We start from the raw sequence: 26,979 nt of genomic DNA, 5'->3' as shown, positions 1-26,979 counted from the left end.
GCTGGCGATCCTTCGCCGTAGAACGCGACTGCCGCCAACTGAAACATCGCCTTACCCCTTCATCGCAATAATGCGTCGAGCGGCGTTCAATCCAGGTGCGCCGGAGACGCCGCCGCCGGGATGTGAACCGGCACCGGCGAGAAACAGCCCGTCGAGCGGTGTGTCGTAGCCGGACCAGCCCGAGACCGGGCGCGAGATCAGCATCTGGTCGGCCTGCAACTCGCCGTGGTGCCAGTGGCCGCCCGGCATGCGGTAGCGCGTTTCGATGTCGGCGGGCGTCAAGAGCTCGGTGTGGCGCACCGTCTTGCCGATGCCTGGCGCGTAGGCTTCGAGCTGAGCCATGATTGCCTCCAGGAATTTCGCCTTGCCGGCGCCCCATCCCTCTTTCAGAGCATAGGGCGCGTATTGCACCACCGCCGACAGCACGCAGGCGCCGTCGGGCGCGAGCGATGGATCGGCGAGGCTTGGCAGCGTGATCTCCATCACCGGTTCGGGCGAGAACGCGCCGTATTTGGATGGATTGAAGGCGCGCTCGACATGATCGGGCGAGGGGGCGATAACCAGCCGCCCCCTGTGGCCGGCGGCATCGACACCTGTGAATTGCGGCGGCCTGTCGAGCGCCAGGTGAAGCTTGGCGACATCACCCTTCATGCGGATGTTGTTCACCTTGCGCACGAAGCCGATGTCGAGTTCGCGTGGACCGACAAGGTCGAGCAAAGTCGTCGCCGGATTTGTCGCGGAGACGATCGTCCTGGCGCGCAGCACCTCGCCATTGTCCAATGCGACACCGACGGCGCGGCCTTTCTCGACAATGATCCTTGCGACAGGCGCCGATGTGCGGACGTTCACGCCGGCCTTTTCGGCCGAGGCGCGGATGGCGGCGATCACCGCGCCCATGCCGCCCTTCGGCACTATCTGCGCGCCGGCCGCACCGCCGGCCTCGCCGGCCAGCCGGTAGTAGAGGCCGAGCAACGAGGTGGGCGAGCGCGGACCGAGATGGCTGCCGAGCGTCGCGTCGAAGGCAAGCAGCCCTTTCAGCCTGATGTCGGCAAGCTGCTCGTCGAGCAGGTCGGCGACGTTCATCAAAAGCACACGCAGGAAATCGCGCATGTCTTCCTTGCCGAGCCTTTTCAGCGCCAGAGCGGTCTGGCCGAGCGCCGCCGTCTCCAGCAGCGACATGCCGGCCAGATCGGGCGGACGACGCGAGAGGAAGGGTTCCAGGATGCCGGCGTAGCGAAGCAGTTGCGCGCGCAACTGCTTCCACGCGGATTGCTCGGACGAACTTGCGCCGGTCAGCGTTTCGCCATAGGCGCGGTGCAGGACCAGCGGGGAGCCGTCCATCGACAGCGCAACCGACGGCGCGAAGTCGTCTGGGGTGATCCGCAGGCCATGCTTCTCCAGCTCCAGCGTCTTCACCACGTCGGGATGCAGGCGGTTCAGCAGATGGGCGATCGACGAGACATGAAAACCCGGCGCGAATTCCTCCGTGCGCGCGGCGCCGCCGAGTTCGGCTCCCGCTTCCAGCAGCAGCACCTTGCGCCCTGCCTTCGCCAGCGTGGCAGCAGTGACGAGGCCATTATGGCCGCCGCCAACAACGATTGCATCATATGACGTCATGGGCCGGGCTCATATGCGAGGTCGATCTTGCGAGATCGCGCAGGATCTCGGCCGCGGCATTGCGTCCGGGCGCGCCCATGACGCCGCCGCCGGGATGGGTCGAGGAGCCGCACATGTAAAGCCCGCCGACCGGCGAGCGGTATTGCGCGTAGCCCGGCACCGGGCGATTGAACAGGAGCTGGTCGAAGGTCAGTTCGCCCTGGAAGATGTTGCCTTCGGTGAGCCCGACCTCGGCCTCGATTTCGCGCGGCGTGCGCACCTCCATGTGGACGATGCGGTCGCGAAAGCCGGGCGAGTAGTCGGCAATCTGCGCAATCACGCTTTCGGCGAATCCGTCGCGATCGGCGTCGGTCCATTCATGGCCGTTCACCTTGGGCGGCGCGTATTGCACGAAGCAGCTCATGAAGTGTTTTCCCGGCGGCGCCATCGTCGGGTCGAGCGTCGTCGGGATGACCATGTCGAGGAAGGGGTCGGCCGACCAGCGCCCGGCCTTCCAATCGTCATAGGCGCGCTCCATGCGCTCCATCGAATCGGTGAAATGCATGTCGCCGCGATAAACTGGCGAATCCTTCGGCAGAGCGGGGAATTCGGGCATCGAGTCCAGCGCGATGTTGACCTTGCCGGACGAGCCTCGGATCTTGAAGTTCCTGACCCGGCGCAGGAAAATCTCTGGCCGTTCCTTCTCCTCGACCAGTTTCAGGAAGGTTCGCTTCACGTCGGCACTGGAGACGACGAGCTTGCCACGGATCTCCTCACCGCCGGCCAGCACCACACCCTTGGCCTTGCCGCGGCTCACCAGAACATGGTCGACCTCGGCGCCGGTGCGAATGGTTCCACCCGACGCCTTGAAGGATGCTGCCAGCGCTTTTGTCACCGCGCCCATGCCGCCGCGCGCATAGCCCCAGGCGCCGACCGAGCCGTCGACCTCGCCCATATAGTGGTGCAGCAGCACATAAGCCGTGCCGGGCGACATCGGCCCGAGCGCCGTGCCGATGATGCCGGACAAAGCGAAATTGGCCTTGATGACATCGGTCTCGAAATATTCATCGAGGAAGTCCGAGATCGACATGGTCCAGAAGCGCAGCGTCAGCGCCATTTCCTCCGCCGACAGGCCCGCGAATTTCTTGCCCAGATAAAGGAGCTCGCCCAGATCCCGCGGCCGCAGACTGGTCGGGTCGGGCGCGGTGCGCATCAACAGCGGCTGGATGAAACGGCACTGGCGCGTCACGTCGCGCGCATAACGGTCGTAGGCTTCGGCATCGCGTTTCGAGAAGCGCGCAAATTCGCGCCGGTGTGCATCATGGTCCCGGTAATTGGCGAGATAATCGCCATCCCTGGTGAACACCGCGCCGCCCTCATAGGAGATAACCTGCAGGCCGAAGCGCGGCAGTTCGAGGTCGCGCATGATTTCAGGGCGAAACAGCGAACAAACATAGGAACAGTTGGAATAGAGGAAGCCCGGCGTCAGTTCCCGGCTGGTGGCGGCGCCGCCGACCCAGGGATTCTTCTCCACCACCAGCACGTCGAGCCCGGCGCGCTGGAGATAGCAGGCATTGACCAGTCCGTTGTGTCCGCCGCCGATGACGATCGCATCCCAAGCTTTCATTTTGGCCCAGTCTTTCCATGCGATCCGCTGTTCATTTTGGCGTAATCCGTCCCCTCAATGCGCGAAATTTGGCATGGTAGTCGTCGTTTTGTCCAGCTATATTGAATGAATGTTCAACAAATGATGTTGCGTTTTCCCAGACATGGGCTAGGCTTTGCAGGCGTTCGAGACGGACATTCGTCGATTGGGGATCGAGGGTTGATGATCGAAACGGCCGAGGCCGAGCCGGAGTATGACGGAGCCGCCATCCGCTTCCTCGAGGCGCTGTGGGGCGACGGCTACCTGTCGCCGGGCGGGCCCGACGAAGTCGACCGCGTGCTCGAGGGGCTTTCGCTCGCAGGCAAGACCATCCTCGATATCGGCTGCGGGTCCGGAGGCATCACGCTGCATCTGGTCGAACGGCATGGCGCTGCGCACGTCACCGGCTTCGATGTCGAGCGGCCGGTGATCGAAACGGCCAGGCGCCGGGCAGCCTCCCGCGGGCTTGCCGACCGCGCCAGCTTCATCCAGGCGCCGCCTGGGCGGTTGCCTTTCGAGGATCAGTCCTTCGACGTCGTCTTCTCCAAGGATGCGCTGCTGCATGTCGCCGACAAGGATGCGCTGTTTGTGGAGATATTCCGCGTGCTCAAGGCCGGCGGCGCCTTTGCGGCATCAAACTGGATGATCTCGCATGACGGCGAACCATCACCGGAGATGAAGGCCTATGTCGCCACCGAAGGGCTGTCCTTCGCGATGGCCTCGCCGGCGCGCTACGCACAGGCGATGCGCCAGGCGGGCTTTGCCGAGATCGCGGTTCGTGACCGCAATCCCTGGTACCGCGAGGTGGCGCGGGGCGAACTGGAAGGGCTGAAGGGGCCGCTCTATCCGACGGTCGCGGCGGCAGTGGGCGCCGCCTATGTCGACAAGAACATACGAACCTGGGAGGCCATGCAGAAGGTGCTTGACAGTGGCGAGCACCGTCCCACTCATCTTCGCGGGCAAAAACCGAAGATGGTCGGCTAGCCGGCGATGTGGAGCATGACCGCACCCATGAAAATTGCAGCACGCCAAGAGCAGTCCGCCGAGGCATCGAGCGAACCCGAGAAACGCGGGCGCAAGGCCTCCAAGGAGGTCAGGCAGCTTCAGCTGATCGAGGCGACGATCGATTCGCTGGCCAAGCGCGGCTATTCGGAGACGACGATGGCCGACGTCGCCGATGGCGCGGGCCTGTCGCGCGGCATCGTCAATTTCCATTTCGAGAGCAAGGAAAAACTGCTGATCGCGACCTTGCAGCATATGTATGACGAGTACTCGGCGCATTGGCGCAATGCCTTGGAGAAAGCGGGGAACGACCCCGCCGACCAGTTGCGGACCCTGGTCGCGGCCGATTTCGACCGTTCGATCTGCAACAAGCGCAAGCTGGCGGCCTGGTGCGCCTTCTGGGGCGAGGCCAAGTCGCGGCCGACCTACCAGGCGCTGAGCAGCGCCCGCGATGCCGTCTACCAGAACATCTTCATCGAGCTTTGCGCGACGCTCAAGCAAAGCGGCGGCTATGCCTATGAGCCGCAGGTCATGGCGCTGGCGCTCAGCGCGATGCTGGAGGGACTGTGGCTGCGCTTGATGATGGGCACCGAAGACACTACCCGCGAGAGCGCCTTGCAGGCAGCCAACGAATTCCTGTCGGCCGCATTCCCTAAACATTACCAGGGAGCAGCCGCCACCCGTCGCAAGGCATGAAGCAATCGATAAAATAAAAGAGGATGGAACAGCAATGAAGACATCAATCCAGCGGCTGACATTGGCCCGACGCCTGACATTGACCCTGGCATTGACCGGCGTGCTGGCGGCGTCGGCCGCAGCCCTGGCGGTTGCCGCCGACAAAGACCTGGTCGTGTTCGACTGGTCCGGCTATGAGGATCCGAGCTTCCATCCGAAATATGTCGAGAAGAACGGCGATTCGCCGACCTTCGCCTTCTTTGGCGACGAGGACGAGGCGTTCGAAAAAGTGCGCTCGGGTTTCAAGGCCGATCTCGGCCATCCCTGCTCGCAGAGCGTGGTGAAATGGCGCGAGGCCGGCCTGCTGCGGCCGCTCGACACATCGAAGATAACAGGCTGGAAAGATCTCAATCCCGGAATCATGGCGATGAAGGATCTCGCCACGACCGCGGACGGCAAGGCCTGGTTCATGCCCTGGGACTGGGGCAACACCCAGCTCACCTATAATTCCGAAAAGGTTGACGCCAAGGACGTGCAGTCGCTGAAGGCGTTCGCGGATCCGAAGTTCAAGGGCCGGGTGTCGATCGGCGACAATGTCGACGACGCCTATGCGCTGGCGAGCCTCGCCATCGGCGTCAAGGACTGGACCAAGATGACCGACGACCAGTTCAAACAGGCGTCGGATTTCCTGCGCCAGGTGCACAAGAACGTGCGCTCCTACTGGACCGACACAACAGACGTGGTGCAGCTTTTGAGCGGTGGCGAGGTCGATCTTGCCTGGGCGTGGAACGACGCCACCGTGCAGTCGGTCGCCGCGGGCGTGCCGATCAAGGCGAAGAAGGACACGGACGAAGGCATTTCGACCTGGGTCTGCGGCTATGTGCTGTTCAAGGACGCGCCCGGCAATGTCGATAAGGCATATGATTATCTGAACGCCGTCAACGATCCCGAAACCGCCAAGGTGCTGGTGAAGGACTGGGGCTACGGCCAGGCCAATGCCAAGGGCATGGCCGGCGTCGATCAGGCCGTCCTGAAGGAAAAAGGCTATGACGATGTCCAGAAATTCGTCGACAAGACGCTGTTCCAGTCGCCGGTGCCGTCGCAGCTCAAGCTCAAGATGATCGCCGAGTTCGAGAAGATCAAAGCCGGCTATTGAGCCGGTTCGGCCGCCCGCCCGCCTGCGGAGATGGTGGGCGGACGGGCTCGCCAAGAGAGGCGAATTCTCCTAACCTCGCGGCAGCCTTTTTGCGACGGGGAATTCGCACCATGAAGCCAGTGCTACGCCGTCTTGCCCTTGCCGCCGCCTGCGTGATCGGCGCCGGCGCTGTGTATGCCTGGGCGGAAGGTGGCGGCGACCTCGTCGTGTTCGACTGGTCCGGCTATGAGGACCCGCTGCTGCACCCCGCCTATGCCGCCAAATACGGCGCCGAGCCGACCTTCGCCTTCTTCGGCGACGAGGACGAAGCCTTCGAGAAGATGCGGGCCGGCTTCAAGGCCGACATCGCGCATCCCTGTTCGCAAAGCGTGGTCAAGTGGCGCGAGGCGGGCTTACTGCAGCCGCTCGACACGTCGAGGATAGCAGGCTGGAAAGACCTCAATCCCGGCATCATGGCGATGAAGGATCTCGCCACCACCGACGACGGCAAGGCGTGGTTCATGCCATTCGACTGGGGCAACACCTCGCTTCTCTACCGCACCGACAAGGTGACGCCGGAGCAGGCGCAATCGCTCAGGATCTTCGCCGACCCGAAGTTCAAGGGCCGCGTCACCATCGGCGACAATGTCGACGACGCCTATGCGCTGGCGAGCCTGGTCATCGGGCTGAAAGACTGGACAGGGATGACCGATGCCCAGTTCCAGAAGGCGTCCGCCTTCCTGCGCGACGTGCACAAGAACATCCGTTTCTACTGGACCGACGACACCGATCTCAACCAGGCCTTCATCGGCAATGAGGTCGATCTCGTCTGGGGCTGGAACGAGACCTATGTGACGCTGAAGGGGCAAGGCCTGCCGATCGCCATGAACCGCGACAGCAAGGAAGGCATCTCGACCTGGGTGTGCGGCTATGTGCTGATGAAGGACGCGCCGGGCAAGCTCGACCAGGCCTATGATTTCCTCAGCGCGGTCAATGCGCCGGGGGTGTCGGACTATATGGTCAAGACCTTCGGCTACGGCCATGGCAACGGTGCCGGCATGGCCGCGGTCGATCACCAGGTGCTGGCCGACCGCGGCTTCGACAATCTCGACAAATTCCTCGACAAGACGCTGTTCCAGCAGCCGGTGCCGCCGGCACTGAAGCAGCGCATGGTCGCCGAGTTCGAGAAGATCAAGGCCGGCTATTGAACAGCGGATCCGCAAGAGCCGATGTCGTCATCATCGGCGCCGGCTTCACCGGACTGTCGGCCGCGCTCGAGCTGAAAAAGGCCGGCGTCGATTTCGTGCTGCTCGAAGCGCGCGACCGTGTCGGCGGGCGCGTCGAGTCGATGGAGATCGGTTCCGGCGAGCGCATCGACAGTGGCGGGCAGTTCCTGTGCGAGGACATGCCGGAGCTGATGGCGCTTGTCGACGCGCGCGGCAAGACGCTTGTCGAAACCCATGTCGACGGCGCGTTTATCGCCCAGCCGCCAATCTCCGCCGCCGAGGCGAAGCGAACCTATTCTGGTTCGATGGCGATCCGCGATCGGATGAACGCGATCGCGCCGGACGATCCCTCGATTGCCGGGCTGACCGTTGCCGCCTGGCTCGACCGGCAAGACGATGCCGATGCCGCCAAGGCAGCCTTCCGCTCGATGATCGAAGGCCTGTGGTGCCTGACGCTGGAGAAACTGCCGCTCTGGCACCTGATCGACAACGATCGGCGCATCACCAATGAGGTGCCGGAGCTCCAGTATTTCCTGCGCGAGACGATGCAGTCGGTGGCCGAGGACCTGGCCAGCGATCTCGGCGACCGGCTGTGGCTCAACGCGGCCGTTTCATGCATCGAGCATGGACCGCAAGCCGTTCGCATCGTCTCGGCGGCGGGTGTCATTGAAGCGCGGGCGGCACTTGTCGCGGTGCCGCCGGTCATGGCGGCGAAACTGGGCTTCGCACCCGCCCTGCCCGAATCCCTGGCGAAGGCGCTCGGCGTTTGGGAAAGCGGCGCCGTGATCAAGGTGCTAGTGCGCTACCCCGCTGCCTTCTGGCGCCGCCGCGGCTTGAGCGGCATGGTGATGTGGCGCGACCCGCCGGGGCTGTTCGCTTGCGATGCCAGTCCGGATGAAGGCCACGCGGCGCTGGTCGTCTTCGTCGGCGGCCCGCTCGCCTTGCGCTGGGGTGAGCTTGGCGAGACGGCACTGCGCGCCGAAGTGACCGGGAAACTGGTGGAAGCCCTCGGTCCCGACGCGGCCGAAATCGCGGGTTTCAGCCAGCGCGACTGGACGCATGACCGCTGGAGCGGCGGCGGCTACAGCGACCTCATCGTCGACGTCGCGGCGACCGATGCCGAACCTGTGCTCCTGGCCGGCGCGCCGCCTGTTCATTTCGCATCGTCGGAGCTGTCGCCGTCATTTCCCGGCTATGTCGAAGGGGCGATCGTTGCCGGTCGCATAGCGGCGCGAAAGATCATCGCGGACCGTCAATCCGCCACCGCCACCAGGGCTTCGGGATCGTAGGCGAGGCGAATCGAAGTGCCGACCGGAATATCGTCGGCGCCGAAATCGTTGGTCTCGGTTACCGACAGCGGCTTTTCCAGGCCGGGGATCTCGACGATCAAATGGGTGATCTCGCCAAAATAGTGGCGTTCGACCACCTTTCCGGCAACCTCGAACTTGGCCGTCGCATTGTCCCACAGGACGCGCAGGCGCTCCGGGCGGATGCCGAGCGTGGCGCCGCCGCCATTGCGCACGAAGGCCTTCGGCTTGTCGGTCTTCACACGGCCGAAGCCCAGCGTGTCGACGACCAGCGAGGCGCCGTTCTCCTCGACGATCTCGGCCTTGACGAAATTCATGCCGCCGAGGAAGTCGGCGACCTGGCGGTTGACCGGCCGCTGGTAGATCTCCTTGGGCGAGGCGACCTGCGCGATCCTGCCGCCGAACATCACGGCGATGCGGTCGGACATGGCCAGCGCCTCATACTGGTCGTGGGTGACCAGCACAAAGGTGATGCCGACAGCCTGCTGCAGGCGGCGCAGTTCGACCTGCATCTGCTCGCGCAGCTTCTTGTCGAGCGCCGACAGCGGCTCGTCGAGCAGCAGCACCTTGGGCCGCATCACCAGCGCGCGGGCGAGCGCGACGCGTTGCCGCTGGCCGCCGGACAGTTCGGTGGCGAGCCGCTTGCCGAGACCGGTTAGCGACACCTGCGCCAAGGCCTCCTCGACGCGGCGCTTCTCCTCGCCGCCCTGCAATTTCAGCCGCTTCAGGCCATAGGCGACGTTCTGCTCGACATTGAGATGCGGGAAGATCGCATAGCTCTGGAACACCATGTTGGTCGGTCGGCGATTGGGCGCAATGCCTTCCATCGGCTGGCCGCCGACCGAAATCGAACCGCTCGTCGGGTTGTCGAAGCCGGCGATCATGCGCAACAGCGTGGTCTTGCCGCAGCCGGACGGGCCGAGCAGCGAGAAGAATTCGCCCTCGCGAATGGTCAAGGACGCATCGTCGAGCGCCTTGAAGGCGCCGTAGCTGCGGGTGACGCCGTTGATCTCGATCATCGTCCGTTCGGACAGGGTTCGTGCGGATGGGGCCTGCTCAGGCATAAAGCCCTCCCTCGTTCTGGGTGCGTCTGGCGGCGCGGCGGCGCAGGATTTCGGCGACGGTCATCAGCAGGAAGGAGGCGACCAGCAGCAGCGTGCCGAGCGCGAGCACGCCCGGCAGTTTCGCCGCGAAGCGCAACTGGCCCCAGATATAGATCGGCAGCGTCGCCTCGGTACCGGTCAGGAAGAAGGCGATGATGAACTCGTCCAGCGAAATGGTGAAGCAGACCAGCAGGCTGGAGATGATTGCCGGCGCCACCATCGGCAGCGTCACCCGCCGGAAGGTGCCGAAGGCGCTCTCGCCGAGGTCGGCCGAGGCCTCCTCGAGGCTGCGATCGAAACCCTCGAAGCCGGAGGTCAGCACCGTCATCGAATAGGGGATGCAGACCAGGACATGGCCGAGCACGACGGTAAACAGAGAGAGGCTCAAGCCGAGCTGCAGCATCACCAGCAGCATCGAGATGGCGACGATGACTTCCGGCAGCACGAGCGGCGCCATGATCAGACCGTTGATGGCCCGCCGGCCGGGATAGCGGTAGCGGGTGATCGAGCGGGCAGCGAGGATGCCGAGAACCGTCGAAAGGACGGACGCCGAGACGCCGACGATCAGGCTGTTCCAGGTGGCGTCGAGCAGCGCCGGCGTGTTGGGCAGGTCCTCGTACCATTTGAGGGTGTAGCCGGTCAGCGGGAATTTCGGTGTGGCCGCAGTGTTGATCGAAAAGATCGGCAGGAAGATCACGGGCAGATAAAGGAAGCCGACATAGAGGAAGGCGTAGGCCGACAGCCAGCCGCCCGGCAGCAGACGTCGCGCCGCGCTCATCGCGCAAGCCTCTGGGCGGCACGGATGACCAGCACCGTGGCGCCGGCCATCAACGTCACGACCAGCATGGTGGTGACGGAAAGGGCGGCGCCCAGCGGCCAGTTCGAGGCCTTGCCGAACTGCGCCTGGATGGCGTTGGCGATCATGACGCCGTCCTTGCCGCCGACGAGTTTGGGGGTGACATAGTCGCCGACCGTCGGGATCATCACGATCAGCGCCGCCGAGATGATGCCTGGCGCCGACAGCGGCAAAGTCACGCGAAGGAACGAACGAAAGGGACCATCGCCGAGATCCGTAGCCGCCTCCACCAGGGTCCGGTCGATCTTCTCCAGCGAGACGAAGATCGGCAGGATGGCGAAGGCCGCCCAGGCGTGGGTCAGCGTGATGATGACGGCGCTCGAATTGTAGAGCAGCGCCGTCGACGGCTCGTTGATGATGCCGAGGCCGATCAGCCCGGAGTTCAAGACGCCGTTATAGCCGAGAATGACCTTCCACGACATCACGCGCAGGAGATAGCTGGTCCAGAACGGGATGGTGATGAGGAACAGCCACAGGCTCTTGTGGCGGCCGCCGTGGAAGGAAATGAAATAGGCGATCGGATAAGCCAGGACGACGGTGAAGAAGCTGACCGTCAGCGAGATATACAGCGAGCGCCACAACAGATCGCGATAGATCGGCTCGGTCAGGGCGACGCGGTAGTTTTCCAGCGTGAAGGTGCGGTCGATGGTCAGATAGTTCTGCGTCCAGAAGGAGTGGGCGATGACCACCAGGATCGGCAGGACCAGGAGGATGAGCGCGTAGAGAAAGGTTGGGCTGATCAGGGCAAAGCCCTGCACGGGTTCGGATTGCAGAAGGGCATTTCGTCTGGCCCGCGTCATGCGCAACGGGGGCGACCCTTCCACCGCCGCCGTCATTGCCAGACTCCGGGGGGCAGGGCTCCGGCTGTGATCTCGGTTGCTGGCCTGGAGCGTCCCGCCATGCGGTATCCCGTTGGACTGGCGCCGGCTGTTTGTTCCCAATTTTGTTTTGGAGCGCGATCGAACGCAAAACCGGTGACCAGTTTTGCTGATCGCGCTCCGAGCTTGCCGGCTTTCTTTCATCATGCCCGCATCCGCGGATTGAAATCAAGCGCTATTTCTGAGATATTGATTGAACGGACATTCAAAATTGTGGGGAGTATGCCGGAAATTTCCGGCATTGCCGGCCAAATTTCGAAATCCTGAATTCGACAAGTGATGTGGAGACGACAATGGCGGCTGCGAGGGACCTGAAGGCGAGCGAAATGGCCGGAGCCGGAGCTGCCGATGCCGTCGAGTTGGCCAGGCGCCATCTCGTCCAGCCTTGGCCGTATGCCGGTTCGGTCGGCGCGGAAGCGCGCGCGCTGATCGGCGAAGGCGACGGCATCTACATCACCGACGGCACCGGCAAGCGGTTGATCGACGGGCCGGCCGGCATGTGGTGCGTCAATGTCGGCCATCGGCGCGAGGAGCTCGCCAGGGTGATGTACGACCAGGCGATGGCACTGTCCTACAACACGCCGTGGTACACGATGAACGCGCCGTCGGCGGAACTTGCCGGTCGCATAGCAGGTCATGCGCCTGGCGATCTCAGCCACGTCTTCTACACCACAGGCGGCTCCTCGGCGGTGGAGACGGCGCTGCGCTTCATGCAGTTCTACAACAATGTGCGGGGCCGGCCGGAGAAGAAGCTGATCCTGTCGCGCGGCGGCGCCTATCACGGCTCGACCTATCTGTCGGCCTCGCTCAATGGCCGCCCGCGTGACCGCGACTGGATGGACGGCGCCGACGAGCTGGTGATCAAGCTGTCCTCGCCCGATCCGTTCCGTCGTCCGCAGGGCATGAGCATGGCTGATTTCACCGACTTCCTCGTCGGTCAGTTCCGCGACACCGTCGCGCGAGTCGGTGCTGACCGGATCGGCGCTTTCGTCGGCGAGCCGGTGCAGGCCTCCGGCGGCGTTATCGTGCCGCCGGACGGCTACCTCAAGCGCATCCGCGAGATCTGCCGCGACAACGACATCCTCTATGTCTCCGACGAGGTGGTGACGGGCTTTGGACGGCTGGGCCATGTCTTCGCCTCCGGCGATGTGTTCGGCATCGATCCCGACATGATCACCTTCGCCAAGGGTGTGACGTCAGGCTATTTCCCGCTCGGCGGCGTCATCATATCGGAACGGCTGCTGGAGGAACTGCGCCGGTCGAACCATCCCGACGCGATGTTCGGCCATGGCCTGACCTACACCTCCCATCCGGTCGGCTGCGCAGTGGCGCTCAGGAATCTCGACCTTCTGGAGCAGGGCGTACTTGCCCACACGCAAGCGGTCGCGCCCTACTTCCAGGCGCAGATGAAGACGCTGGAAGAATTGCCGTTGGTCGGCGAGGTGCGCGGGCTGGGATTGATGGGCTGCGTCGAATGTGTCGCCGACCGCGAAAGCAAGGACCCGCTGCAGCTCGACAAGGATGTCGGCAAACGCATCGACGCGCATTGCCACGAGCTCGGCCTGCTGGTGCGGCCGCTGATCAACATGTGCGTGATGTCGCCGCCGCTGGTCATCACGCGCGAGCAGATCGACGACATGGTCGGCATTTTGCGCGAGGGCATTTCGCGCACGATGGATGATCTCAGGAAAGAAGGGGTGTGGCGGGGATGACGTTCTTTCTTCGCCCCGCATAGGACGGGGAGAGGAGCGCTCTCACCGATGGTTTCGCCAATTATCGGCGTCGCCTATCCACGCGACCGCAGCGCGTCGTTCAAGTTCCACATGTCGTTCTCCTCCGGCGCCGTTTCGAGCCCAAGCACGGGGATCTGCCTGCGCAGATGGTCGTGGTGGGTGCGCACTCCGTATTCTAGGTCGGAGAGGTAAAAACCCTCGAAGGCTTCCGACAGCATGGATTCGTTCGACCACACCGAAAGCTGGACATCCTCCGACATGGTGTCGCGGTCGATGCGGAAGGAGAGATAGCGGGCCGCAGCCTGCTCGCGGCTTTCGTCGCGATAGCGGTAAATGGCGCCGCGCAGCAGGGTCTCACCCGTCGACAGCGGGAACTCCTGATAGAACTGCACCGATTCCGGCATCACCGAGAGGACGGCATTGGGGAAGATGCCATAATAGACCCAGGCCTTCTTCAGATAGTCCGGCAGATGCGCCGGCTCCGGCGCGATCTTGACGTAGTTCCTTACGCTCCAGCGACGGCCGGCATGCGGGTTGTAGCTGGCGAAGGAGCGCGACACGCCGTTGACGAAGGGTTCGTCGAAATAGGTCGCGCCATAGAGGTCCTGCAGAGCCGGGTGCGCCATGGCGACGTGATAGCCCTCATTGTCGACGTCGCGCACCGACTTCCAGTTGACCGGAGTTTTCTGGGTCCAGATGCCCCAGGAAGGCACCATGTCGGCGGCCTTGTAGTGCGAGAATTCGGGCTCGATCGGCTTCATCAGCTCGGCGACGGAGGGCTGCGGGCCGCCAGCGCGGAAGCGAATGAAGATAAAGCCCATCCAGACCTCCAGATCGAGCGGCATCAGGCCGAACTCGGTCTTGTCGAGATCGGGAAAGGAACGCGGGCGGGCAGCGCCGCGCAACGTGCCATCGAGATTGTAGACCCAGCCGTGGAATGGGCACACAAGCGCGTTCTTGCAGTTGCCCTGGCTGTCGGCGACGACACGGCTGCCGCGATGGCGGCACATATTGTTGAAACCGCGCACGACGCCGTCCTTGCCGCGCACGATCAGAGCGCGTTCGCCGACGACGTCCATGGCCAGGTAGTCGCCTGCGTCAGGGATGTCGCTGACATGTCCGGCGATTTGCCAATGGTTGCGGAAAACGTGCTCCTTCTCGAGTTCGAGGAGGGCATCGGAATGGTAGCTCCAGCCAGGCAGTCCCCGCCGGTCCCAATCGTTGGGAATGGCCACGTCACGGAGATGCGGGTTCATAAAACGTCTCTTCTTTTTATTGAATATCCGTTCAATATAATCATATTTTTCATTGAAATGCAATGGCTTGTGGAGACAAGCATATTTTCGAAAGAAAATTGGCGCGCCGATTTCAATCCAATCCGATGCGACGGCTGGCCCCGAAAACCCCGGAGAATCCGGGCGTTAGCCCGGGTTTCAAAGCTTGGTTCCGGCAGGGTTTCGAAGCAAATCCTGCCACGGCGGAAGCCGAGGCAAAAGGCGTCGCCGCGCGTCTTGCCCGCTTGCCGATCCGCCGAGCCGAGATCGGCAAGCGGGCGCGTGATGCCCAGTTGGTGGGGTCTGCCGCGGGTGCCGTTTCAAGGCGGTTACAATATCAGATTCACGCCAGCTTTCCGCTGATACAGAGCGCGACTAAGTTCGTTTTATAAAAAAAAGAAAGTCAACGAAGGGGATGATGATGCATGCGAAAGTTCAGATTGCCAGCAATGACCGCCGGTCCCAGGCTCCGGAGCGCGTTGGCCGCCGCCCGAAGCTGGCGTTGCGCCAGCGCGCCAGCGACCACCCCATGGCGATGTTCATGGCGCTGGCTGCTTGCGCCTTCGCCGGCATGGCGTTCGCGCCGACGGTCGGCCCGGCCTTTGCTTCGCTCAATCCACCGGCCAACGTCGTCGGCGGCGCAATGACCACCACCAGAACCGCACGCCTGCCGATGCCGATGGTCGATTTTGCCTGCAAGGGTCAGGCCTGGGGCGCCGAGAGCGTCGACTGCCTGCGGGCCATAGCCGAGCAGTCCGGAGCCCACAAAGCCCGTGCGGTCCGGATGATCGCCAATGCCGCGCCGCTGACCAATACGCCGAATATTTTCTGAGTTCGACTGAAACATGGTTCCGAAGCGGCTCCGCTTTGGAACGTGCCGCGGCGCTCCCCGAGCGCGTCCAGCGCTCCCTTCGGCTCCCGCCGCATGTCGGCCGGGGGCTTTTTTTACCGGTTGGTGCGGTCTATCCCTTCGAAACCACCTGGTCGGCAATGGCGGACAGGACGCTGCGCACATCCAGCGTGCTGAACGGTTTCTCCAGGATCTGCGGACGCTGCAGTAGCGGCAGCGCCTCGATTTCGGCCTTGGCGCCGATCAGGTCGCCAGTGACCAGCACGAAACGCCGCGCCAGTTCCGGTCTTTCGGCAAGCAACTCTCGATAGATGGTCATGCCGCTTGTTCCAGGCATGCGCAGGTCCGAAAAGACGATGTCGGGCGGCATGTGGCCAGCCAATATGGCTGTGGCCGTGTCCCAGAGGGGCGCGATCCGTGACTTGATGCCCATCAGTTCGAGTATGTCGGAGAGCGAACCGGCGACGTCGGGCTCGTCATCGATGATCAAGGCGTGGCGCAGCCCGCTCGATCGCGGCTGGCTCTCGCCGGCGATGGCGACGCCGGCTACAATGGCCGGCAGCTGGACGACGAAACGGGCGCCACTTGGCAGCACTTCCTCGAACCAGACATTGCCATTGTGCCGCTCGATGATCGATTTCGAGATCGACAGGCCGATGCCGGTTCCGACGCCGACCGGCTTGGTGGTGAAATAGGATTCGAAGATGCGGGACCGGATCGCTTCCGGTACGCCAGGCCCATTGTCCTCGACCGAGAAACCAGGATCGCCGCGCTCGCTGCGGAAGGTCCGCACCTTGATCAGCCGGTCGCCGCCTATGCCTGCCAGCGCATGCTGGCTGTTGATGAGGAAATTGGCGGCCACCTGGGTGACGTGATCGGCGTCGGCCATGGCCAGCAACGGGCCAGGCGCGAAATCGGTGTCGATGATGATCCCGCTCGAGCGTGCGCCGTAGGCGGTCACCTCGAGCGCCGCGCGGATCACCTGGTTAAGGTCCGTCTCGGCCCGCTCGGTCGGATGCAGCCGGACCATCGACAGGAAGCTCTTGACGATACGGCCGCAGCGCTCGGCGGCGGCGCGAACTTTCTCGGCGCGAACCTTGGTCTGCGGATCGGAGGCGAATTCGTGCAGCAGCGTCGACTGGGCGACAACCACGGCCAGCGGGTTGTTGAGTTCATGCGAGACACCCGCAAGCAGCGAACCCATCGCCGCCATCTTCTCGTTCTGGTGCAGCTTCTCGCGCTGGCGGTTGATCTCCTCCTCGGCGCGCAGCTTGTCGCGCAGGTCGCGGATGGAGCCGAAGATCAGGCGGCGGTCGGCGACCCGCATCTCGGTCGCCGTCAGTTCGATGGGGAAAATCTCGCCGGCGGCGTTCTGGGTCACCGTCTCGAGCCGCTGTCCGACCATTGGCGCGCCGCGGCCGGACATGTATTCGGCCCCCGACGCATAGCCCTTACGGTAATAGATCGGCACGATGGTGTCGAGCAGGTCCTTGCCGAGGATATCGCTGCGCAGGAAGCCGAACATCTTCTCGGCGGCCGGATTGAATTCGACGATCGAGCCGGTCTCGTCGATGACGAGGATGGCATCGAGCGAGGCTTGCAGCATGGTGCGGCGGATGACCTCGCTGGCGTGGGCGTCGGAGGGCGAGCGTTCGATCGCGTCGCCGATGGCCAGCGCGATGATATGCAGCGTCGCTTCTTCCTCATCGGTCCATTCGCGCTCCTCGATACAGTCATTGACCGCCAGCGTCCCCCACAGGTGGCCATGCGCGAATACGGACACCGACAGGAACGACTTAATGCTCTGTTTCTCGAAGTCGGCTCTCAGGAAGCCCTCGAGGTCGCGCGTATGGCCGGCGAAAATCTTGCCCTGCCGTTCATCCTCCTGCAGCCGTTCCAGCAGCGGATCGGCGTTGATGATCGACTGCACGATCACCGTCGGCGAGGCCAGCTCGCCACCGACCACGGGATCGATCCAGTAGGCGGCCACCGACTGGGCAAATCCCTGGCCGGGCAGTTCGCGCAGGCGGAACAGGATGCCGCGCTGGCAGTCCATTGCGCGGCAAAGCGTTTCCAGTATGGCTTCCATCTCGCGCTGCCAGTCGCCGGCCTCGCGCAGCCGCCGCACCACGCGCACGGCCGCCATCGCCGCGCCTTGCCGGCCGTCTTGCATGTCCGTGCCTGCTGCTTCAGCGGTCATTTTCAGCCATTGTTGCGGTGCCAAGCGGATTTCATGCGCCGCGTTTCAAATCCTTGTTTTTATGCCTTGTCCCAAATCCAGGAGCGTTTTTGGGCGACAAGTATTGCGACGGATCCGTCCACAGACCAGCACAGGCGCGGGAGCAATCCCCCGCGCCCACTTAGTGGCCGTCGCCGGCCGGCAGCGAGAAGATATAGCCTTCGCCGCGCACCGTGCGCAGGAATTTCGGGCTGGCCGGATCCGTTTCTATCTTCTTGCGCAGGCGCATGATGCGAATGTCGACCGCGCGCGAGGATTCCGGATCTTCGGTGAGGCCGATCGCTTCGGAAATGGCAGCACGTGTCAGCAGCCGGTTGGCGCGGGTCAGGAAAACCTCCAGCACGTCGAACTCGCTCTTGGCCATGTCGATCACCGCGCCGTTGGCGCCGGTGACCAGCCTGCCGTCGAGATCAGCCTGGAAGGAGCCGAAAGCGACGGAGCGGCGGGGATCGCTCGCCTTTTGGCCGTGCATCGGCGCGTGCTGCGGAACCCGGCGCAGCACGCTGCGGACCCTGGCCAGCACCTCGCGCAGCTCGTAGGGTTTGACGATGTAGTCGTCGGCGCCGAGCTCAAGTCCGACGATGCGATCAAGCGCGGTGCCGGCGGCGGTGGCATAGATGATGCCGATCGGCAGTCTCGAGCGCAACCAGCGGCCGAGCGATAGCCCATCCTCACCCGGCATGGCGATGTCGAGGATGGCGAGGTGGAATGATTGCGTTTCGACCAGGCTGCGCGCGGCGGCCGCGGTTTCGGCGGTCGCCACGTCATAGCCGGCGGCGCCGAGATATTCGGCGACCGCCTCTCTTAGATCGGGCTCATCCTCGACAATTAAAATTCTTGCCCGCACGATGCGCTCGCTCCCACTTTCGGTGGAAAGTAGATTGGGTATAAACATGATGTCCAGCACTCATATCGGGTTGCCAGGAAATGGTTGGAAAACATGGCTGCACGCGCCGTTATCGGGCTTATCTGCGTCGCCGAAGTGGTGGCGACCGAACTCGCCGATCACCTTGAGCGGCGAGGCCACGACGTGCGTCAGGCGCGCCAGCCCTGGGAAGCGGAATCTATGCTGGCGGGAAAGGGCGTCGACGTCGTCGTCGTCGGTGACAGCCTCAGCCAGGCGGAGGGACGTGATCTGCTCAGGCGTTATGGCAGCCAAGGCGGGGGCGGTGAAGGCGGACCGGATTTCATCCTGATCTGCCGGCCGTGCGACCTCGTCGACAAGGTGCTGGCGCTCGAGCTCGGTGCGGCCGACGTCATCGAAAGTCCGCTCAATGTCAGGGAACTCGCCGCCCGCGTCGGCGGCCTGCTGACGCGGCGGGGCAGGGCCGCCCAGGAACTGATCGTGTTGGAGAACGCGACCGTCGATTTGAGGTCGGCCATCGTCATGCACCGCTCGGGCACGGAGGAGCAGCTTTCGCCCGGCCAGGTGGCGCTGCTTCGGCTGTTCCTGGCCAGTCCCCGCAAGGTGCTGACGCGCGACGACATAATCGCGGCGGCGCCGGCCGAGAATGTCGACGCTTTCGACCGCTCGATCGATTCGCGCATCGTGCGGCTGCGCCGCAAGCTCGATACGGAAGCCATCATCACCATACGCGGCGCCGGCTACCGTTTCGATCCGCCGGCGCAATTCGCCGATTGACGGCCGGGCGCTCACGCAATTCCTCTGGTTGAGCATCGGATTTCCAAACCGGTTTTCACCTCGGGCCCGATTGCCCTGCGCTCAGCGCACCACCAGTAGCGATGGCCCCGGCGGCATGTCGCTGCCTGCCGCGAACTCGCCTGCATGCGCGCGCTCTTTCAAGAGCACGGTGGCGAGCCCGGCAAAGCCGAGCAGGCCCTGTGCGTAGAGCAGTGCCGAAAGCACCGAAGCTGCAAGTTTCGTTTTCATTGCGTCAATCCCCAGTAAATCATGTTGCGGCAGCTTGTTTTCCGAAGACCAACGCCCGTCTTGGGTGGGCGCGTGACGCCTCGGCATACTTCAGGAACTCCCGAAGTGCCCGCGCCGTCTACGGAGCCCCCCGTCACGGCGCGGGCCTTCGGTCCTCTCAGCAGCAAGTTGCCGGAGGGGCCGCGCAATGCCAGCAGCCGAAGGCCAACCCGCCAGTGGGCCTTGAGCCGGACGATGCGCAGGCTGGAACAATCCAGACCGTGGCACAAAACAGGACGGTATAGAGGGTTGAGATCTCACTCGAACTCATCGCCGCGAGGCTGGCCATGGAACCGTCGGCAACCGTGCCGGCGACGCTAATGGCTGCTGCTGCGATGCTGATCCCGAGAAACCAGGACCGCATGTTCGTTTTCGTTCCCGTGGTCGTTGCCGTCTGCTTTCGTTACGTCAACTTTGCCGACGGCCTGTATCCGCTTCATGCCGCCGAAAATGCGCTTTGTTGCAGATTCTGTTTCGAAATAGGGCTCCAACCTTTCAATTTTGGCTAATCCGAACTTTCGTTTCGGGCTGGATACCTATGTGCCTACTCCTGTCCAGGGTGACAGCGTCGATGTTCGCCATATGGGAACTTTGGCCCATTAACCAGAGGAAACATATTCGAAACACAAACGAGCATTTCACGAAATCTTTCCGAAACATGATGCAGGGATAAGCCGCTCATCGAATTTGGGGCCGGCCAGCCCGGCAGAGAGAGGGACATCATGCATACTGCTATTTCCGCCAAGCTCATCAACATCACCGCCGCCGCTGCCCTGACGGCTGCGGCGCTTCTGTTCGGCGCCGGCACGGGTACCGCGCATGCCGCCAACAAGATCGTGGCGCGCGTCTCGCTTTCGCAACAGGTCATGGAAGTCTCGGTCGACGGCCGCCCGGCCTTCGCCTGGAAGGTTTCCACCGGCGACAGGGCGCATGTGACGCCGACCGGCTCGTTTAAGCCGACGCGCATGCATGAAATGTGGTATTCGAAGAAGTACGACAACGCGCCGATGCCGCATTCGGTGTTCTTCAGCGGCGGCTATGCGGTGCACGCCACCTATGCCATCAAGCGGCTTGGCCGGCCGGCCTCGCATGGTTGCGTGCGGCTGCATCCCGACAATGCCGCCGATTTCTACCAGCTCGTCGAAACCTTCGGGCCGGCCAACACCAGCATCGTCATCGTCAAGTAGCTGGCTGGCAACGGATCGGCACAGCAGCCATATCCGTTCAGGGCTCCCGCCGGAACATTTTCCCGCGGTAAATCGAGCACAGCCAAAGAAAGAGGCCGGGACGTTTCGGCCTCTTTTCTTTGTTAGTTTTTGTTAGTTCGGCAATGCCGTTTCCATCAGCTCGGCAATGCCGGCATCAATTTGGGATCCGGCTTCTCGGCCAGCTGGGGCAAGTCCTTGCTGGCAATGAAGGTATAGAACATGGGCACGACGAAGAGCGTGAACATGGTGCCTACCAGGATGCCGGTGAAAATGACCAGGCCCATCGAATAGCGGGCCGCGGCGCCGGCGCCGCTGGACGTGATCAGCGGCACCACGCCAAGCGCCATCGCCGCCGTCGTCATCAGGATAGGCCGCAGCCGCACCTTGGCCGAAGCGATGATGGCGTCGCGTCGCCGCATACCGTGGATCTCGCGCTGCTGGTTGGCGAACTCGACCAGCAGGATGCCGTGCTTGGTGATCAGGCCGATCAGCGTGATCAGTCCGACCTGCGTGTAGATGTTGAGTGTGCCGAGGCCCAGATTGAGCGGCACGATGGCGCCGAAGATCGACAGCGGCACCGCCATCATGATGATCAGCGGATCACGGAAGCTTTCGAACTGCGCCGCCAGCACCAGATAGATGACGATGACGGCCGCCCCGAAGGCGATCAGGATCGTGTTGCCCTGTTCCTTCTCCTGCCTGGACTGGCCCGAATAGTCGATGAAGAAGGTGTCGGGCAGGCTCTCCCTGGCTATGTCCTCGAGGACTTTCAATCCATCGCCCGTGGTGACGCCGGGCAGCGGCAGCGCCGAGATCGTCGACGAATTCAGCTGGTTGAACTGCTCGATCGCGGCCGGCGACGCATTGGTCGAGATCTTCACCACCGCCGACAGCGGCACCATCTCGCCCGTTACGCTGCGCACGAAGTACTCGCCGAGTTTTTCGGGATTGTCGCGGAATTCTTTCGGCACCTGCGGGATGATGTCGTAGCTGTTGGAGTCGCGGTCGAACTGCGCCACTTCGGCGCCGCCGACCAGCAGCGTCAGCGTCCGGCCGATATCGGCGATCGGCAGGTTCAGCGCCGCGGCGCGGTCGCGATCGATGGTCACCGTCACCTGCGGCGCGTCATAGGCCATCGAATTCTGCACGACGATGAAGCGGCCGGAGGCCTGTGCCTTGTTCTTGATCTTCTCGGCCACGTCGTACACTTCCGAGGAGTCGCCGGTCGATCGCACCACCAGGGCGATGGGCAGGCCGCCGCCGGAGCCCGGCAGCGTCGGTGGCGCAAAGACGAAGGCCTGGACGCCCGCCACCTTGGCGAGACGGGCTGTGATGTCGGCCTGCAGCTCCTTCGAGTTGCGCTTGCGCTCCGCCCAGTCCTTGAAGGCGAAACCGACGAACGCACTGTTCGTCGTGCCGCCGAACGCGACGGCCGAGAACTGCGCCCGCGTTTCGGGAATATCCTTCACCAGACCGAGCATCTGGTTGACGTAAGTCTCGGTGTAATCGGATGTCGCATAACGCGGCGCCGTTACAAGCGAGAGCAGGAAGCCCTGGTCTTCTTCCGGCGCCAGTTCGGTTGAGGTCTTGGTGAACATGAAGCCGGTCACCCCGACAAGCGCCAGCACGATGATCAGCGTCAGCGGGCGATAGTTGAGCGACCCGGTGACGGCCCGCTCATAGACGTGCTCGACCCGCGCGAAAGTGCCGTCGACAATGCGCTGGAAACGGCCTGGCGAGCCGGACTTCAGCAGGCGCGCCGACATCATTGGCGTGATGGTGATGGCGATCACGCCCGACAGCACCACCGAGCCGGCGAGCGTGACGGCGAATTCGCGGAACAGCGCGCCGGTCAGGCCGCCGGTGAAGGCCAATGGTGCGAACACCGCGGCCAGCGTCATGGTCATGGCGACGATGGCGGTGGCGATCTCGCGCATGCCGTTGAAGGCCGCCTGCATCGGCGACATGTGGTCCTCTTCCATGTGGCGGTGGATATTCTCCACCACCACGATTGCGTCGTCGACGACGAGGCCGATCGCCAGAACCATGGCGAGCAGCGACAGAAGATTGATCGAATAGCCCACCGCGAACAACAGGAAGCAGACGCCGATCAGCGACAGCGGGATGGTGACGATGGGCATCATCACCGAACGGAAAGAGCCAAGGAACAAAAGGATGACGACGACGACGATGGCAACGGCCTCGCCGATGGTCTTGAACACTTCGTCGATCGAGGCGCTGATCTGCCCGGTCGCGTCGTAGACGATCTCGATCGTCATGCCTTTCGGCAACGTCTCCTGGATTTGAGGCACCAGCTTGGTGAGCGCCGCCGCCGTGGTCAGGGGATTGGCAGCCGGGGTCGGGAAGATGGCGAGGAAGGTGCCTGGCTTGCCGTTGAAGGAAACCCTGGTGTCGGTATTCTCGGCGCCCAGTTCGACGCGGGCGACATCGCGCAGCCGCACCACATTGCCGTCGGTCGAGCGCAGCGGCAGTTCGGCGAAGGCTTCCGGCGTCTGGAGCGTCGAGCGCACGGTGATCGAGGAGACGACATATTCGTTCTCGGTGTTGCCGGGCGCCGACAGGAAGTTGGAGTTGTTGATCGCCGTCAGCACTTCCGATGCGGTCACACCGCGCGCGGCGAGCCTGACCGGATCGATCCAGACCCGCATCGAGTATTCCTGGGCACCGAAGATCTGCACGTCGGCGACGCCTTCGACCGTCGACATGCGGGGCCTGATGACGCGTTCGATATACTCGGTCAGCTGCTCCTTGGTCATGTTCGGGTTCTGCATCGAGATGTACATCATCGCGAATTGCTGGCCCGTGCCCTTGACGATGACGGGATCCTTGGAGGCGTCCGGCAAGGTGCCGCGCACGCCCTGGACCTTGGACAGCACTTCGGTCAGCGCGACGTCCGGGTTGGAGCCGAGCTTCATCTGCACAGTCACGGTGCTGGAGGACGGTCGGCTCGACGACGTGACGTAATCGATGTTCTCGGTCGAGGCGACGGCGCGCGCGATCGGAGCGGAAATGAAGCCCTGGATCAGGTCGGCGCTGGCGCCCGGATAGGCCGTCGTGATGGTGATCGCGGTTTCGTCAACCTTCGGATACTGGCGGATCGACAGGCTGAATATGCCCTGGAAACCCAGGAGCAGGATCATGCATGCAAGGACCGTGGAGAGGACGGGCCGGCGAATGAAGAGATCGGAAACGCTCATTGCTGGTCGGCCTGCTTGTTCGCCGATTTGGTTGGGTCGATGGTGTTGTCGACGTTGACGGACATGCCGTTGAAGAGGCGATTCTGACCTGCCGTGACAACCTCATCGCCCGCCTTGAGGCCTTCGACGATCTCGACCATGCCCTCGTTGCGGCGGCCGGGCTTGACGAATACCTGCGACAGGACCAGGGCAGGCTGCTCGCCCCCCGCGGCCGGCTTGGCCTGATCGGCGGCGGCCTTGTCCGCTGGTTTTGCCGCATCGGCGGCAGGCTTCGCGGCTTCGGCCGGTTTGGCATCGGCCGCGGGCTTGGCGTCCGCCGGCTTGTCGGTCGCCGCCGCGGCGGGGTTTGTCTCCGGCTTGGTCGGCTGCGCCTCGGCGGGCTTTGCCGGGTGCACCACGAATATGTAGTCGCCATAGAGGCTGGTGGTCAGCGCCGTCTGCGGCAGCGCCAGCACATTCTGCTCCTCGGGCAGTTCGACACGCACTTGCACGAACTGGCCGGGGGTCAGCTTGCCTTCGGGATTGGCGACTTCCGCCCGGATGTTCACCAGCCGGCTGGACGGGTCGATCTTGGGATCGATACCGCGAATGGTCCCAGCAAAAGGCATGTCGCCGCCGCTGAGGCCCAGCCGAACCGTCTGCCCGATCTTGAGCAGCGGCAGTTGCTGTTCGGGAACCGTGAAGTCGACCCGCATCGTGTCGAGATCCTGCAGCGTCACCACGGCGGTGCCGGGCGCCAGATATTGGCCTAGATCGATCTTGGGGATGCCGACGGTTCCAGCAAAGGGCGCCGTCAGCTGCTTCTGGTCGAGCACTGCCTGAAGCCTGTTGACCTGGGATGCCGAGGCGGACGCGGCCGCACGTGCGGTGTCCAAGGTCGAGTCCGAGCCGACACCGCGCTTGGTCAGTTCGAGTGCACGGGTCAGCGATGTCTGATCGAGCGCCGCCTGCGCCTTCTGTGCCGCGAGATCGGCACGCTCTACGGCGTCGTCGAGCTGCAGCAGCACCGCATTGGCCGCCACTTTCTCGTTGGCATGGAAGGGGATCTCCTTGACGATGCCGGCGGTCTCAACCGTCAGGTCGACACCGCGCACGGCGCGGACCGTGCCGATCGCCTCGATGCCCGGCGTCCAGTTCGACGGCTTGACGATGGTTGTCGACACGGTTGCCGCTGGCGGCTTCATCGTGGCGAAATATTGCTTGATGCCGTTGTCACGCAGGAAATTGAACCCGACGATGCCGCCGACCACGATGACGAGCACGGCCAACACAAGAATGATGATAACGAAACGGAGTATGCGCTTGAACAAGGAAGTCCCCTCAGTCGAAATCCGGCGCGAAGCGCGGATATCGGGACACATATCGACTGCGGGCCCCGATTTCAAATGACCGCGGTCTTACTGTACCGTCTGGACGGTCTTGTCAATTGGGCCTAAGCTTGCGATGGGAGGCGCCATGAAAGCCCAACGAACGAACTCGCGCGAGAGGATTCTCGCTGCGGCGGCGGACGTCGCACGGGAATCCGGTCCCGGTAGCCTGTCCCTGGATGCCGTCGCCAGCCGCGCCGGCGTATCAAAGGGCGGACTGCTCTACAATTTCCCGACCAAGGCCAAATTGATGCAGGGCCTGGTCGAAGGCTATCTGCGCGAATTCGAGCAGGCGCTAGAGACCGCCAGCAGCAACGACAATGGCGCAAATCCGCTCGCCGTCTACATCAGGCTTTCGGCCAAGGATTGCGAGGACAAGCAGCCATCGGCGTCGTGGATATTTTCGGCGATCGCCGAGGATCCGGACTTCATGTCGCCGATAAAGACGTTCAAGCGACAACTCTTCCAACGACTGAAGAGCGAGACGCCGGATCTCAAGTCGCTGCTGGTCTGCTATCTCGCCATCGAGGGCCTGCGCAGCATGAACCTGTTCGACGCGGACGTGCTTTCCCCAGACGAGCGGCAATTGCTGGTGTCGTCGCTGCTGGAAATCGCCGGGTCGCCCGATGTTGGCCCTGCCCGGGCCAAGCGACCCTGACGGACCATCAGGGCGGTTCGGTTTCCAGGCAATTCCGGAGGAAAAACCGCGCTCGCGCCGGTGATCGGCGCGTCGTCGAGGTACATCGAGTGGACATAGTCGCCATGCTGGCCTTGTAGCGCACCGGAATGACGTGACCGGTCTCGGTGTAGTCGCCGAAGCCGGTCGAGTCGGGCATGCGCGGATATATGGCTGTGGCATCGTCATGTTGCGGCGCACAAGACCGCGCCCTATCTTTCGTGTTCCCTCCCACCATATCGAGATCACCCATGGGTTCCCTGTCTTCGAAGAATGCGCTCGTCACCGGCTCGACCAGCGGCATCGGCCTGGCCATCGCCCGCGCCTTCGCCGCCGAAGGCGCCAATCTCACCATCAACGGCCTGGGCGAGGCCACGGCGATCGAGCAGGAGCGCGCCGGCATCGAGAAGGATTTCGGCGTCAAATGCCGCTACTCCGATTCCAACATGATGGACGGCGCGGCGGTCAGCGCCATGGTGCATGAGGCGGAAGAGGCGTTCGGCAGCCTCGACATCCTGGTCAACAACGCCGGCATCCAGCATGTCGCGCCGATCGAGGAATTCCCGGACGACAAATGGGAAGCGATCATCCGCATCAACCTCGTGTCGGCCTTCTACGCGATAAAAGCGGCGCTGCCTGGCATGAAGAGCCGCAAATGGGGCCGCATCATCAACACGGCTTCCGCTCATGCGCTCGTCGCCTCGCCGTTCAAATCCGCCTATGTCTCGGCCAAGCACGGCATATCAGGCCTGACCAAGACGGTGGCGCTGGAAGTCGCGCAGGACGGCATCACCGTCAACGCGATCGCGCCCGGCTATGTCTGGACGCCGCTGGTCGAGAAGCAGATCCCCGACACGATGAAGGCGCGCGGCATGACCGAGGAACAGGTCAAGCGCGATGTGCTTCTGGCCGCACAGCCGACAAAGGAATTCGTCGCCGTCCAGGACCTTGCCGCCCTGGCGCTGTTCCTGTGCTCGGATTCAGCCAGGCAGATCACCGGCACGACCTTGCCGATGGACGGCGGCTGGACGGCACAATAGAGCCCAGGCGAGGGGTTCTGT

25 protein-coding genes and 1 pseudogene are annotated in these 26,979 nt (G+C 63.4%); 14 read left to right on the top strand and 12 right to left on the bottom strand.

Translation table 11 applies throughout. From position 1 onward, the window contains the following. Window positions 1-51 precede the first annotated feature (51 nt). Window positions 52-1,617, bottom strand: a complete 1,566-nt coding sequence (locus FJ959_RS00295; RefSeq protein ID WP_140627908.1) for an NAD(P)/FAD-dependent oxidoreductase — start codon at window positions 1,615-1,617, stop codon at window positions 52-54. After that, entirely contained in the window at window positions 1,604-3,223 is a 1,620-nt protein-coding gene (locus FJ959_RS00290) for an NAD(P)/FAD-dependent oxidoreductase (RefSeq protein ID WP_140627905.1), read from the bottom strand. Before FJ959_RS00290 ends, FJ959_RS00295 begins: the two co-directional genes overlap by 14 nt. Window positions 3,224-3,424: 201 nt before the next feature. Between FJ959_RS00290 and FJ959_RS00285 the strand changes: the two genes are divergently transcribed. From FJ959_RS00285 to FJ959_RS00265, 5 genes are all read left to right on the top strand, one after another. Further along, complete coding sequence (locus FJ959_RS00285) at window positions 3,425-4,225, top strand: class I SAM-dependent methyltransferase (RefSeq protein WP_140627903.1); 801 nt, start codon at window positions 3,425-3,427, stop codon at window positions 4,223-4,225. Window positions 4,226-4,252: 27 nt separating this feature from the next. Then, the gene (gene betI, locus FJ959_RS00280; protein WP_140525480.1) at window positions 4,253-4,939 is read left to right on the top strand and encodes a transcriptional regulator BetI; all 687 of its coding nucleotides are present in this window, start codon (window positions 4,253-4,255) and stop codon (window positions 4,937-4,939) included. A gap of 34 nt (window positions 4,940-4,973) precedes the next feature. Next, on the top strand, window positions 4,974-6,074 hold the full coding sequence (locus FJ959_RS00275) for an ABC transporter substrate-binding protein (RefSeq protein WP_140525481.1): 1,101 nt from the start codon (window positions 4,974-4,976) through the stop codon (window positions 6,072-6,074). A 110-nt stretch (window positions 6,075-6,184) separates the two neighbouring features. Continuing rightward, window positions 6,185-7,261, top strand: coding sequence for an extracellular solute-binding protein (locus tag FJ959_RS00270; RefSeq protein ID WP_140627901.1), 1,077 nt, complete (start codon window positions 6,185-6,187; stop codon window positions 7,259-7,261). Further along, window positions 7,258-8,568 (top strand): flavin monoamine oxidase family protein, encoded by a 1,311-nt coding sequence (locus FJ959_RS00265; RefSeq protein WP_181171661.1) that lies wholly within the window; start codon window positions 7,258-7,260, stop codon window positions 8,566-8,568. The genes FJ959_RS00270 and FJ959_RS00265 overlap by 4 nt, the downstream gene beginning before the upstream one ends. Here FJ959_RS00265 and FJ959_RS00260 read toward each other — a convergent pair. From FJ959_RS00260 to FJ959_RS00250, 3 genes are read right to left on the bottom strand one after another with little or no spacing between them, the layout of a single operon-like run. Continuing rightward, window positions 8,532-9,605 carry an ABC transporter ATP-binding protein gene (locus FJ959_RS00260; RefSeq protein WP_140525502.1) on the bottom strand — a complete coding sequence of 358 codons (1,074 nt, stop codon included), beginning with the start codon at window positions 9,603-9,605 and terminating at the stop codon, window positions 8,532-8,534. The genes FJ959_RS00265 and FJ959_RS00260 overlap by 37 nt on opposite strands. 37 nt (window positions 9,606-9,642) lie before the next feature. After that, window positions 9,643-10,467 (bottom strand): ABC transporter permease, encoded by an 825-nt coding sequence (locus FJ959_RS00255; RefSeq protein ID WP_140525484.1) that lies wholly within the window; start codon window positions 10,465-10,467, stop codon window positions 9,643-9,645. Continuing rightward, complete coding sequence (locus tag FJ959_RS00250) at window positions 10,464-11,381, bottom strand: ABC transporter permease (protein WP_140517906.1); 918 nt, start codon at window positions 11,379-11,381, stop codon at window positions 10,464-10,466. Before FJ959_RS00250 ends, FJ959_RS00255 begins: the two co-directional genes overlap by 4 nt. A gap of 63 nt (window positions 11,382-11,444) precedes the next feature. Here FJ959_RS00250 and FJ959_RS00245 point away from each other — a divergent pair, with 63 nt between their 5' ends. Together FJ959_RS00245 and FJ959_RS00240 are read left to right on the top strand one after the other, a co-directional pair. Beyond that, on the top strand, window positions 11,445-11,690 hold the full coding sequence (locus tag FJ959_RS00245; RefSeq protein WP_140567487.1) for a hypothetical protein: 246 nt from the start codon (window positions 11,445-11,447) through the stop codon (window positions 11,688-11,690). A 26-nt stretch (window positions 11,691-11,716) separates the two neighbouring features. Then, a complete protein-coding gene (locus FJ959_RS00240) occupies window positions 11,717-13,135 on the top strand; it encodes an aminotransferase (protein ID WP_140627898.1) in 1,419 nt (472 codons plus the stop codon). Window positions 13,136-13,209: 74 nt separating this feature from the next. On the opposite strand, the gene FJ959_RS00235 is transcribed toward FJ959_RS00240, so the two are convergent. Next, window positions 13,210-14,412, bottom strand: coding sequence for an aromatic ring-hydroxylating dioxygenase subunit alpha (locus FJ959_RS00235; RefSeq protein ID WP_140558455.1), 1,203 nt, complete (start codon window positions 14,410-14,412; stop codon window positions 13,210-13,212). A gap of 62 nt (window positions 14,413-14,474) precedes the next feature. Between FJ959_RS00235 and FJ959_RS00230 the strand changes: the two genes are divergently transcribed. Then, window positions 14,475-14,822, top strand: a complete 348-nt coding sequence (locus FJ959_RS00230) for a hypothetical protein (protein ID WP_140627895.1) — start codon at window positions 14,475-14,477, stop codon at window positions 14,820-14,822. A 29-nt stretch (window positions 14,823-14,851) separates the two neighbouring features. Then, window positions 14,852-15,262 (top strand): hypothetical protein, encoded by a 411-nt coding sequence (locus tag FJ959_RS00225; RefSeq protein ID WP_140558459.1) that lies wholly within the window; start codon window positions 14,852-14,854, stop codon window positions 15,260-15,262. 130 nt (window positions 15,263-15,392) lie between these two features. Here FJ959_RS00225 and FJ959_RS00220 read toward each other — a convergent pair whose 3' ends face one another. Together FJ959_RS00220 and FJ959_RS00215 are read right to left on the bottom strand one after the other, a co-directional pair. Further along, entirely contained in the window at window positions 15,393-17,480 is a 2,088-nt protein-coding gene (locus FJ959_RS00220) for a sensor histidine kinase (RefSeq protein WP_181170962.1), read from the bottom strand. Between the two features lie 160 nt (window positions 17,481-17,640). Next, window positions 17,641-18,414: a response regulator transcription factor gene (locus FJ959_RS00215; protein WP_181167426.1), complete on the bottom strand. Its 774-nt coding sequence runs from the start codon at window positions 18,412-18,414 to the stop codon at window positions 17,641-17,643. A gap of 45 nt (window positions 18,415-18,459) precedes the next feature. On the opposite strand from FJ959_RS00215, the gene FJ959_RS00210 reads away from it, so the two are divergent. Next, window positions 18,460-19,161 carry a response regulator transcription factor gene (locus FJ959_RS00210; RefSeq protein ID WP_140558460.1) on the top strand — a complete coding sequence of 234 codons (702 nt, stop codon included), beginning with the start codon at window positions 18,460-18,462 and terminating at the stop codon, window positions 19,159-19,161. Between the two features lie 81 nt (window positions 19,162-19,242). On the opposite strand, the gene FJ959_RS00205 is transcribed toward FJ959_RS00210, so the two are convergent. Continuing rightward, window positions 19,243-19,410, bottom strand: a complete 168-nt coding sequence (locus FJ959_RS00205) for a hypothetical protein (RefSeq protein WP_140558462.1) — start codon at window positions 19,408-19,410, stop codon at window positions 19,243-19,245. 326 nt (window positions 19,411-19,736) lie between these two features. On the opposite strand from FJ959_RS00205, the gene FJ959_RS31495 reads away from it, so the two are divergent. Then, on the top strand, window positions 19,737-19,958 hold the full coding sequence (locus tag FJ959_RS31495; protein ID WP_181167427.1) for a hypothetical protein: 222 nt from the start codon (window positions 19,737-19,739) through the stop codon (window positions 19,956-19,958). A gap of 213 nt (window positions 19,959-20,171) precedes the next feature. Continuing rightward, a complete protein-coding gene (locus tag FJ959_RS00195; RefSeq protein WP_140525489.1) occupies window positions 20,172-20,636 on the top strand; it encodes a L,D-transpeptidase in 465 nt (154 codons plus the stop codon). Window positions 20,637-20,791: 155 nt separating this feature from the next. Here the strand turns inward: FJ959_RS00195 and FJ959_RS00190 are convergent, their stop codons facing one another. After that, window positions 20,792-23,875, bottom strand: coding sequence for an efflux RND transporter permease subunit (locus FJ959_RS00190; protein ID WP_140627892.1), 3,084 nt, complete (start codon window positions 23,873-23,875; stop codon window positions 20,792-20,794). Next, window positions 23,872-25,185, bottom strand: a complete 1,314-nt coding sequence (locus FJ959_RS00185; protein ID WP_140525491.1) for an efflux RND transporter periplasmic adaptor subunit — start codon at window positions 25,183-25,185, stop codon at window positions 23,872-23,874. The genes FJ959_RS00190 and FJ959_RS00185 overlap by 4 nt, the downstream gene beginning before the upstream one ends. A 145-nt stretch (window positions 25,186-25,330) precedes the next feature. Here FJ959_RS00185 and FJ959_RS00180 point away from each other — a divergent pair, with 145 nt between their 5' ends. Further along, window positions 25,331-25,900: a TetR/AcrR family transcriptional regulator gene (locus tag FJ959_RS00180; RefSeq protein ID WP_140517913.1), complete on the top strand. Its 570-nt coding sequence runs from the start codon at window positions 25,331-25,333 to the stop codon at window positions 25,898-25,900. A 56-nt stretch (window positions 25,901-25,956) separates the two neighbouring features. Here FJ959_RS00180 and FJ959_RS32025 read toward each other — a convergent pair. Next, a pseudogene (locus FJ959_RS32025) lies at window positions 25,957-26,081 on the bottom strand (acetoacetate decarboxylase family protein); the annotation flags it as partial. An 88-nt stretch (window positions 26,082-26,169) separates the two neighbouring features. Here FJ959_RS32025 and FJ959_RS00170 point away from each other — a divergent pair. Continuing rightward, window positions 26,170-26,958 (top strand): 3-hydroxybutyrate dehydrogenase, encoded by a 789-nt coding sequence (locus FJ959_RS00170; RefSeq protein ID WP_140517914.1) that lies wholly within the window; start codon window positions 26,170-26,172, stop codon window positions 26,956-26,958. Window positions 26,959-26,979: the final 21 nt, after the last annotated feature.

The sequence above is a fragment of the Mesorhizobium sp. B2-2-4 genome (assembly GCF_006442375.1).
GTDB lineage: Bacteria > Pseudomonadota > Alphaproteobacteria > Rhizobiales > Rhizobiaceae > Mesorhizobium.
The sequence above is the reverse complement of the archived record's forward strand: the minus strand, read 5'-3'. Positions and strand labels throughout refer to the sequence as shown.

What these genes read in the sequence shown, in the direction of transcription:
- FJ959_RS00245 (WP_140567487.1), top strand. Translation starts at nt 11,445, where the DNA reads ATGCGGTATCCCGTTGGACTGGCGCCGGCTGTTTGTTCCCAATTTTGT.
- FJ959_RS00295 (WP_140627908.1), bottom strand. Translation starts at nt 1,617, where the DNA reads ATGACGTCATATGATGCAATCGTTGTTGGCGGCGGCCATAATGGCCTC.
- FJ959_RS00170 (WP_140517914.1), top strand. Translation starts at nt 26,170, where the DNA reads ATGGGTTCCCTGTCTTCGAAGAATGCGCTCGTCACCGGCTCGACCAGC.
- FJ959_RS00215 (WP_181167426.1), bottom strand. Translation starts at nt 18,414, where the DNA reads ATGTTTATACCCAATCTACTTTCCACCGAAAGTGGGAGCGAGCGCATC.
- FJ959_RS00230 (WP_140627895.1), top strand. Translation starts at nt 14,475, where the DNA reads ATGGCTTGTGGAGACAAGCATATTTTCGAAAGAAAATTGGCGCGCCGA.
- FJ959_RS00240 (WP_140627898.1), top strand. Translation starts at nt 11,717, where the DNA reads ATGGCGGCTGCGAGGGACCTGAAGGCGAGCGAAATGGCCGGAGCCGGA.
- FJ959_RS00195 (WP_140525489.1), top strand. Translation starts at nt 20,172, where the DNA reads ATGCATACTGCTATTTCCGCCAAGCTCATCAACATCACCGCCGCCGCT.
- FJ959_RS00275 (WP_140525481.1), top strand. Translation starts at nt 4,974, where the DNA reads ATGAAGACATCAATCCAGCGGCTGACATTGGCCCGACGCCTGACATTG.
- FJ959_RS00290 (WP_140627905.1), bottom strand. Translation starts at nt 3,223, where the DNA reads ATGAAAGCTTGGGATGCGATCGTCATCGGCGGCGGACACAACGGACTG.
- FJ959_RS00235 (WP_140558455.1), bottom strand. Translation starts at nt 14,412, where the DNA reads ATGAACCCGCATCTCCGTGACGTGGCCATTCCCAACGATTGGGACCGG.
- FJ959_RS00190 (WP_140627892.1), bottom strand. Translation starts at nt 23,875, where the DNA reads ATGAGCGTTTCCGATCTCTTCATTCGCCGGCCCGTCCTCTCCACGGTC.
- FJ959_RS00285 (WP_140627903.1), top strand. Translation starts at nt 3,425, where the DNA reads ATGATCGAAACGGCCGAGGCCGAGCCGGAGTATGACGGAGCCGCCATC.
- FJ959_RS00225 (WP_140558459.1), top strand. Translation starts at nt 14,852, where the DNA reads ATGCATGCGAAAGTTCAGATTGCCAGCAATGACCGCCGGTCCCAGGCT.
- FJ959_RS00210 (WP_140558460.1), top strand. Translation starts at nt 18,460, where the DNA reads ATGGCTGCACGCGCCGTTATCGGGCTTATCTGCGTCGCCGAAGTGGTG.
- FJ959_RS00250 (WP_140517906.1), bottom strand. Translation starts at nt 11,381, where the DNA reads ATGACGGCGGCGGTGGAAGGGTCGCCCCCGTTGCGCATGACGCGGGCC.
- FJ959_RS00205 (WP_140558462.1), bottom strand. Translation starts at nt 19,410, where the DNA reads ATGAAAACGAAACTTGCAGCTTCGGTGCTTTCGGCACTGCTCTACGCA.
- FJ959_RS00220 (WP_181170962.1), bottom strand. Translation starts at nt 17,480, where the DNA reads ATGACCGCTGAAGCAGCAGGCACGGACATGCAAGACGGCCGGCAAGGC.
- FJ959_RS00260 (WP_140525502.1), bottom strand. Translation starts at nt 9,605, where the DNA reads ATGATCGAGATCAACGGCGTCACCCGCAGCTACGGCGCCTTCAAGGCG.
- FJ959_RS00255 (WP_140525484.1), bottom strand. Translation starts at nt 10,467, where the DNA reads ATGAGCGCGGCGCGACGTCTGCTGCCGGGCGGCTGGCTGTCGGCCTAC.
- FJ959_RS31495 (WP_181167427.1), top strand. Translation starts at nt 19,737, where the DNA reads ATGGAACCGTCGGCAACCGTGCCGGCGACGCTAATGGCTGCTGCTGCG.
- FJ959_RS00270 (WP_140627901.1), top strand. Translation starts at nt 6,185, where the DNA reads ATGAAGCCAGTGCTACGCCGTCTTGCCCTTGCCGCCGCCTGCGTGATC.
- betI (WP_140525480.1), top strand. Translation starts at nt 4,253, where the DNA reads ATGAAAATTGCAGCACGCCAAGAGCAGTCCGCCGAGGCATCGAGCGAA.
- FJ959_RS00180 (WP_140517913.1), top strand. Translation starts at nt 25,331, where the DNA reads ATGAAAGCCCAACGAACGAACTCGCGCGAGAGGATTCTCGCTGCGGCG.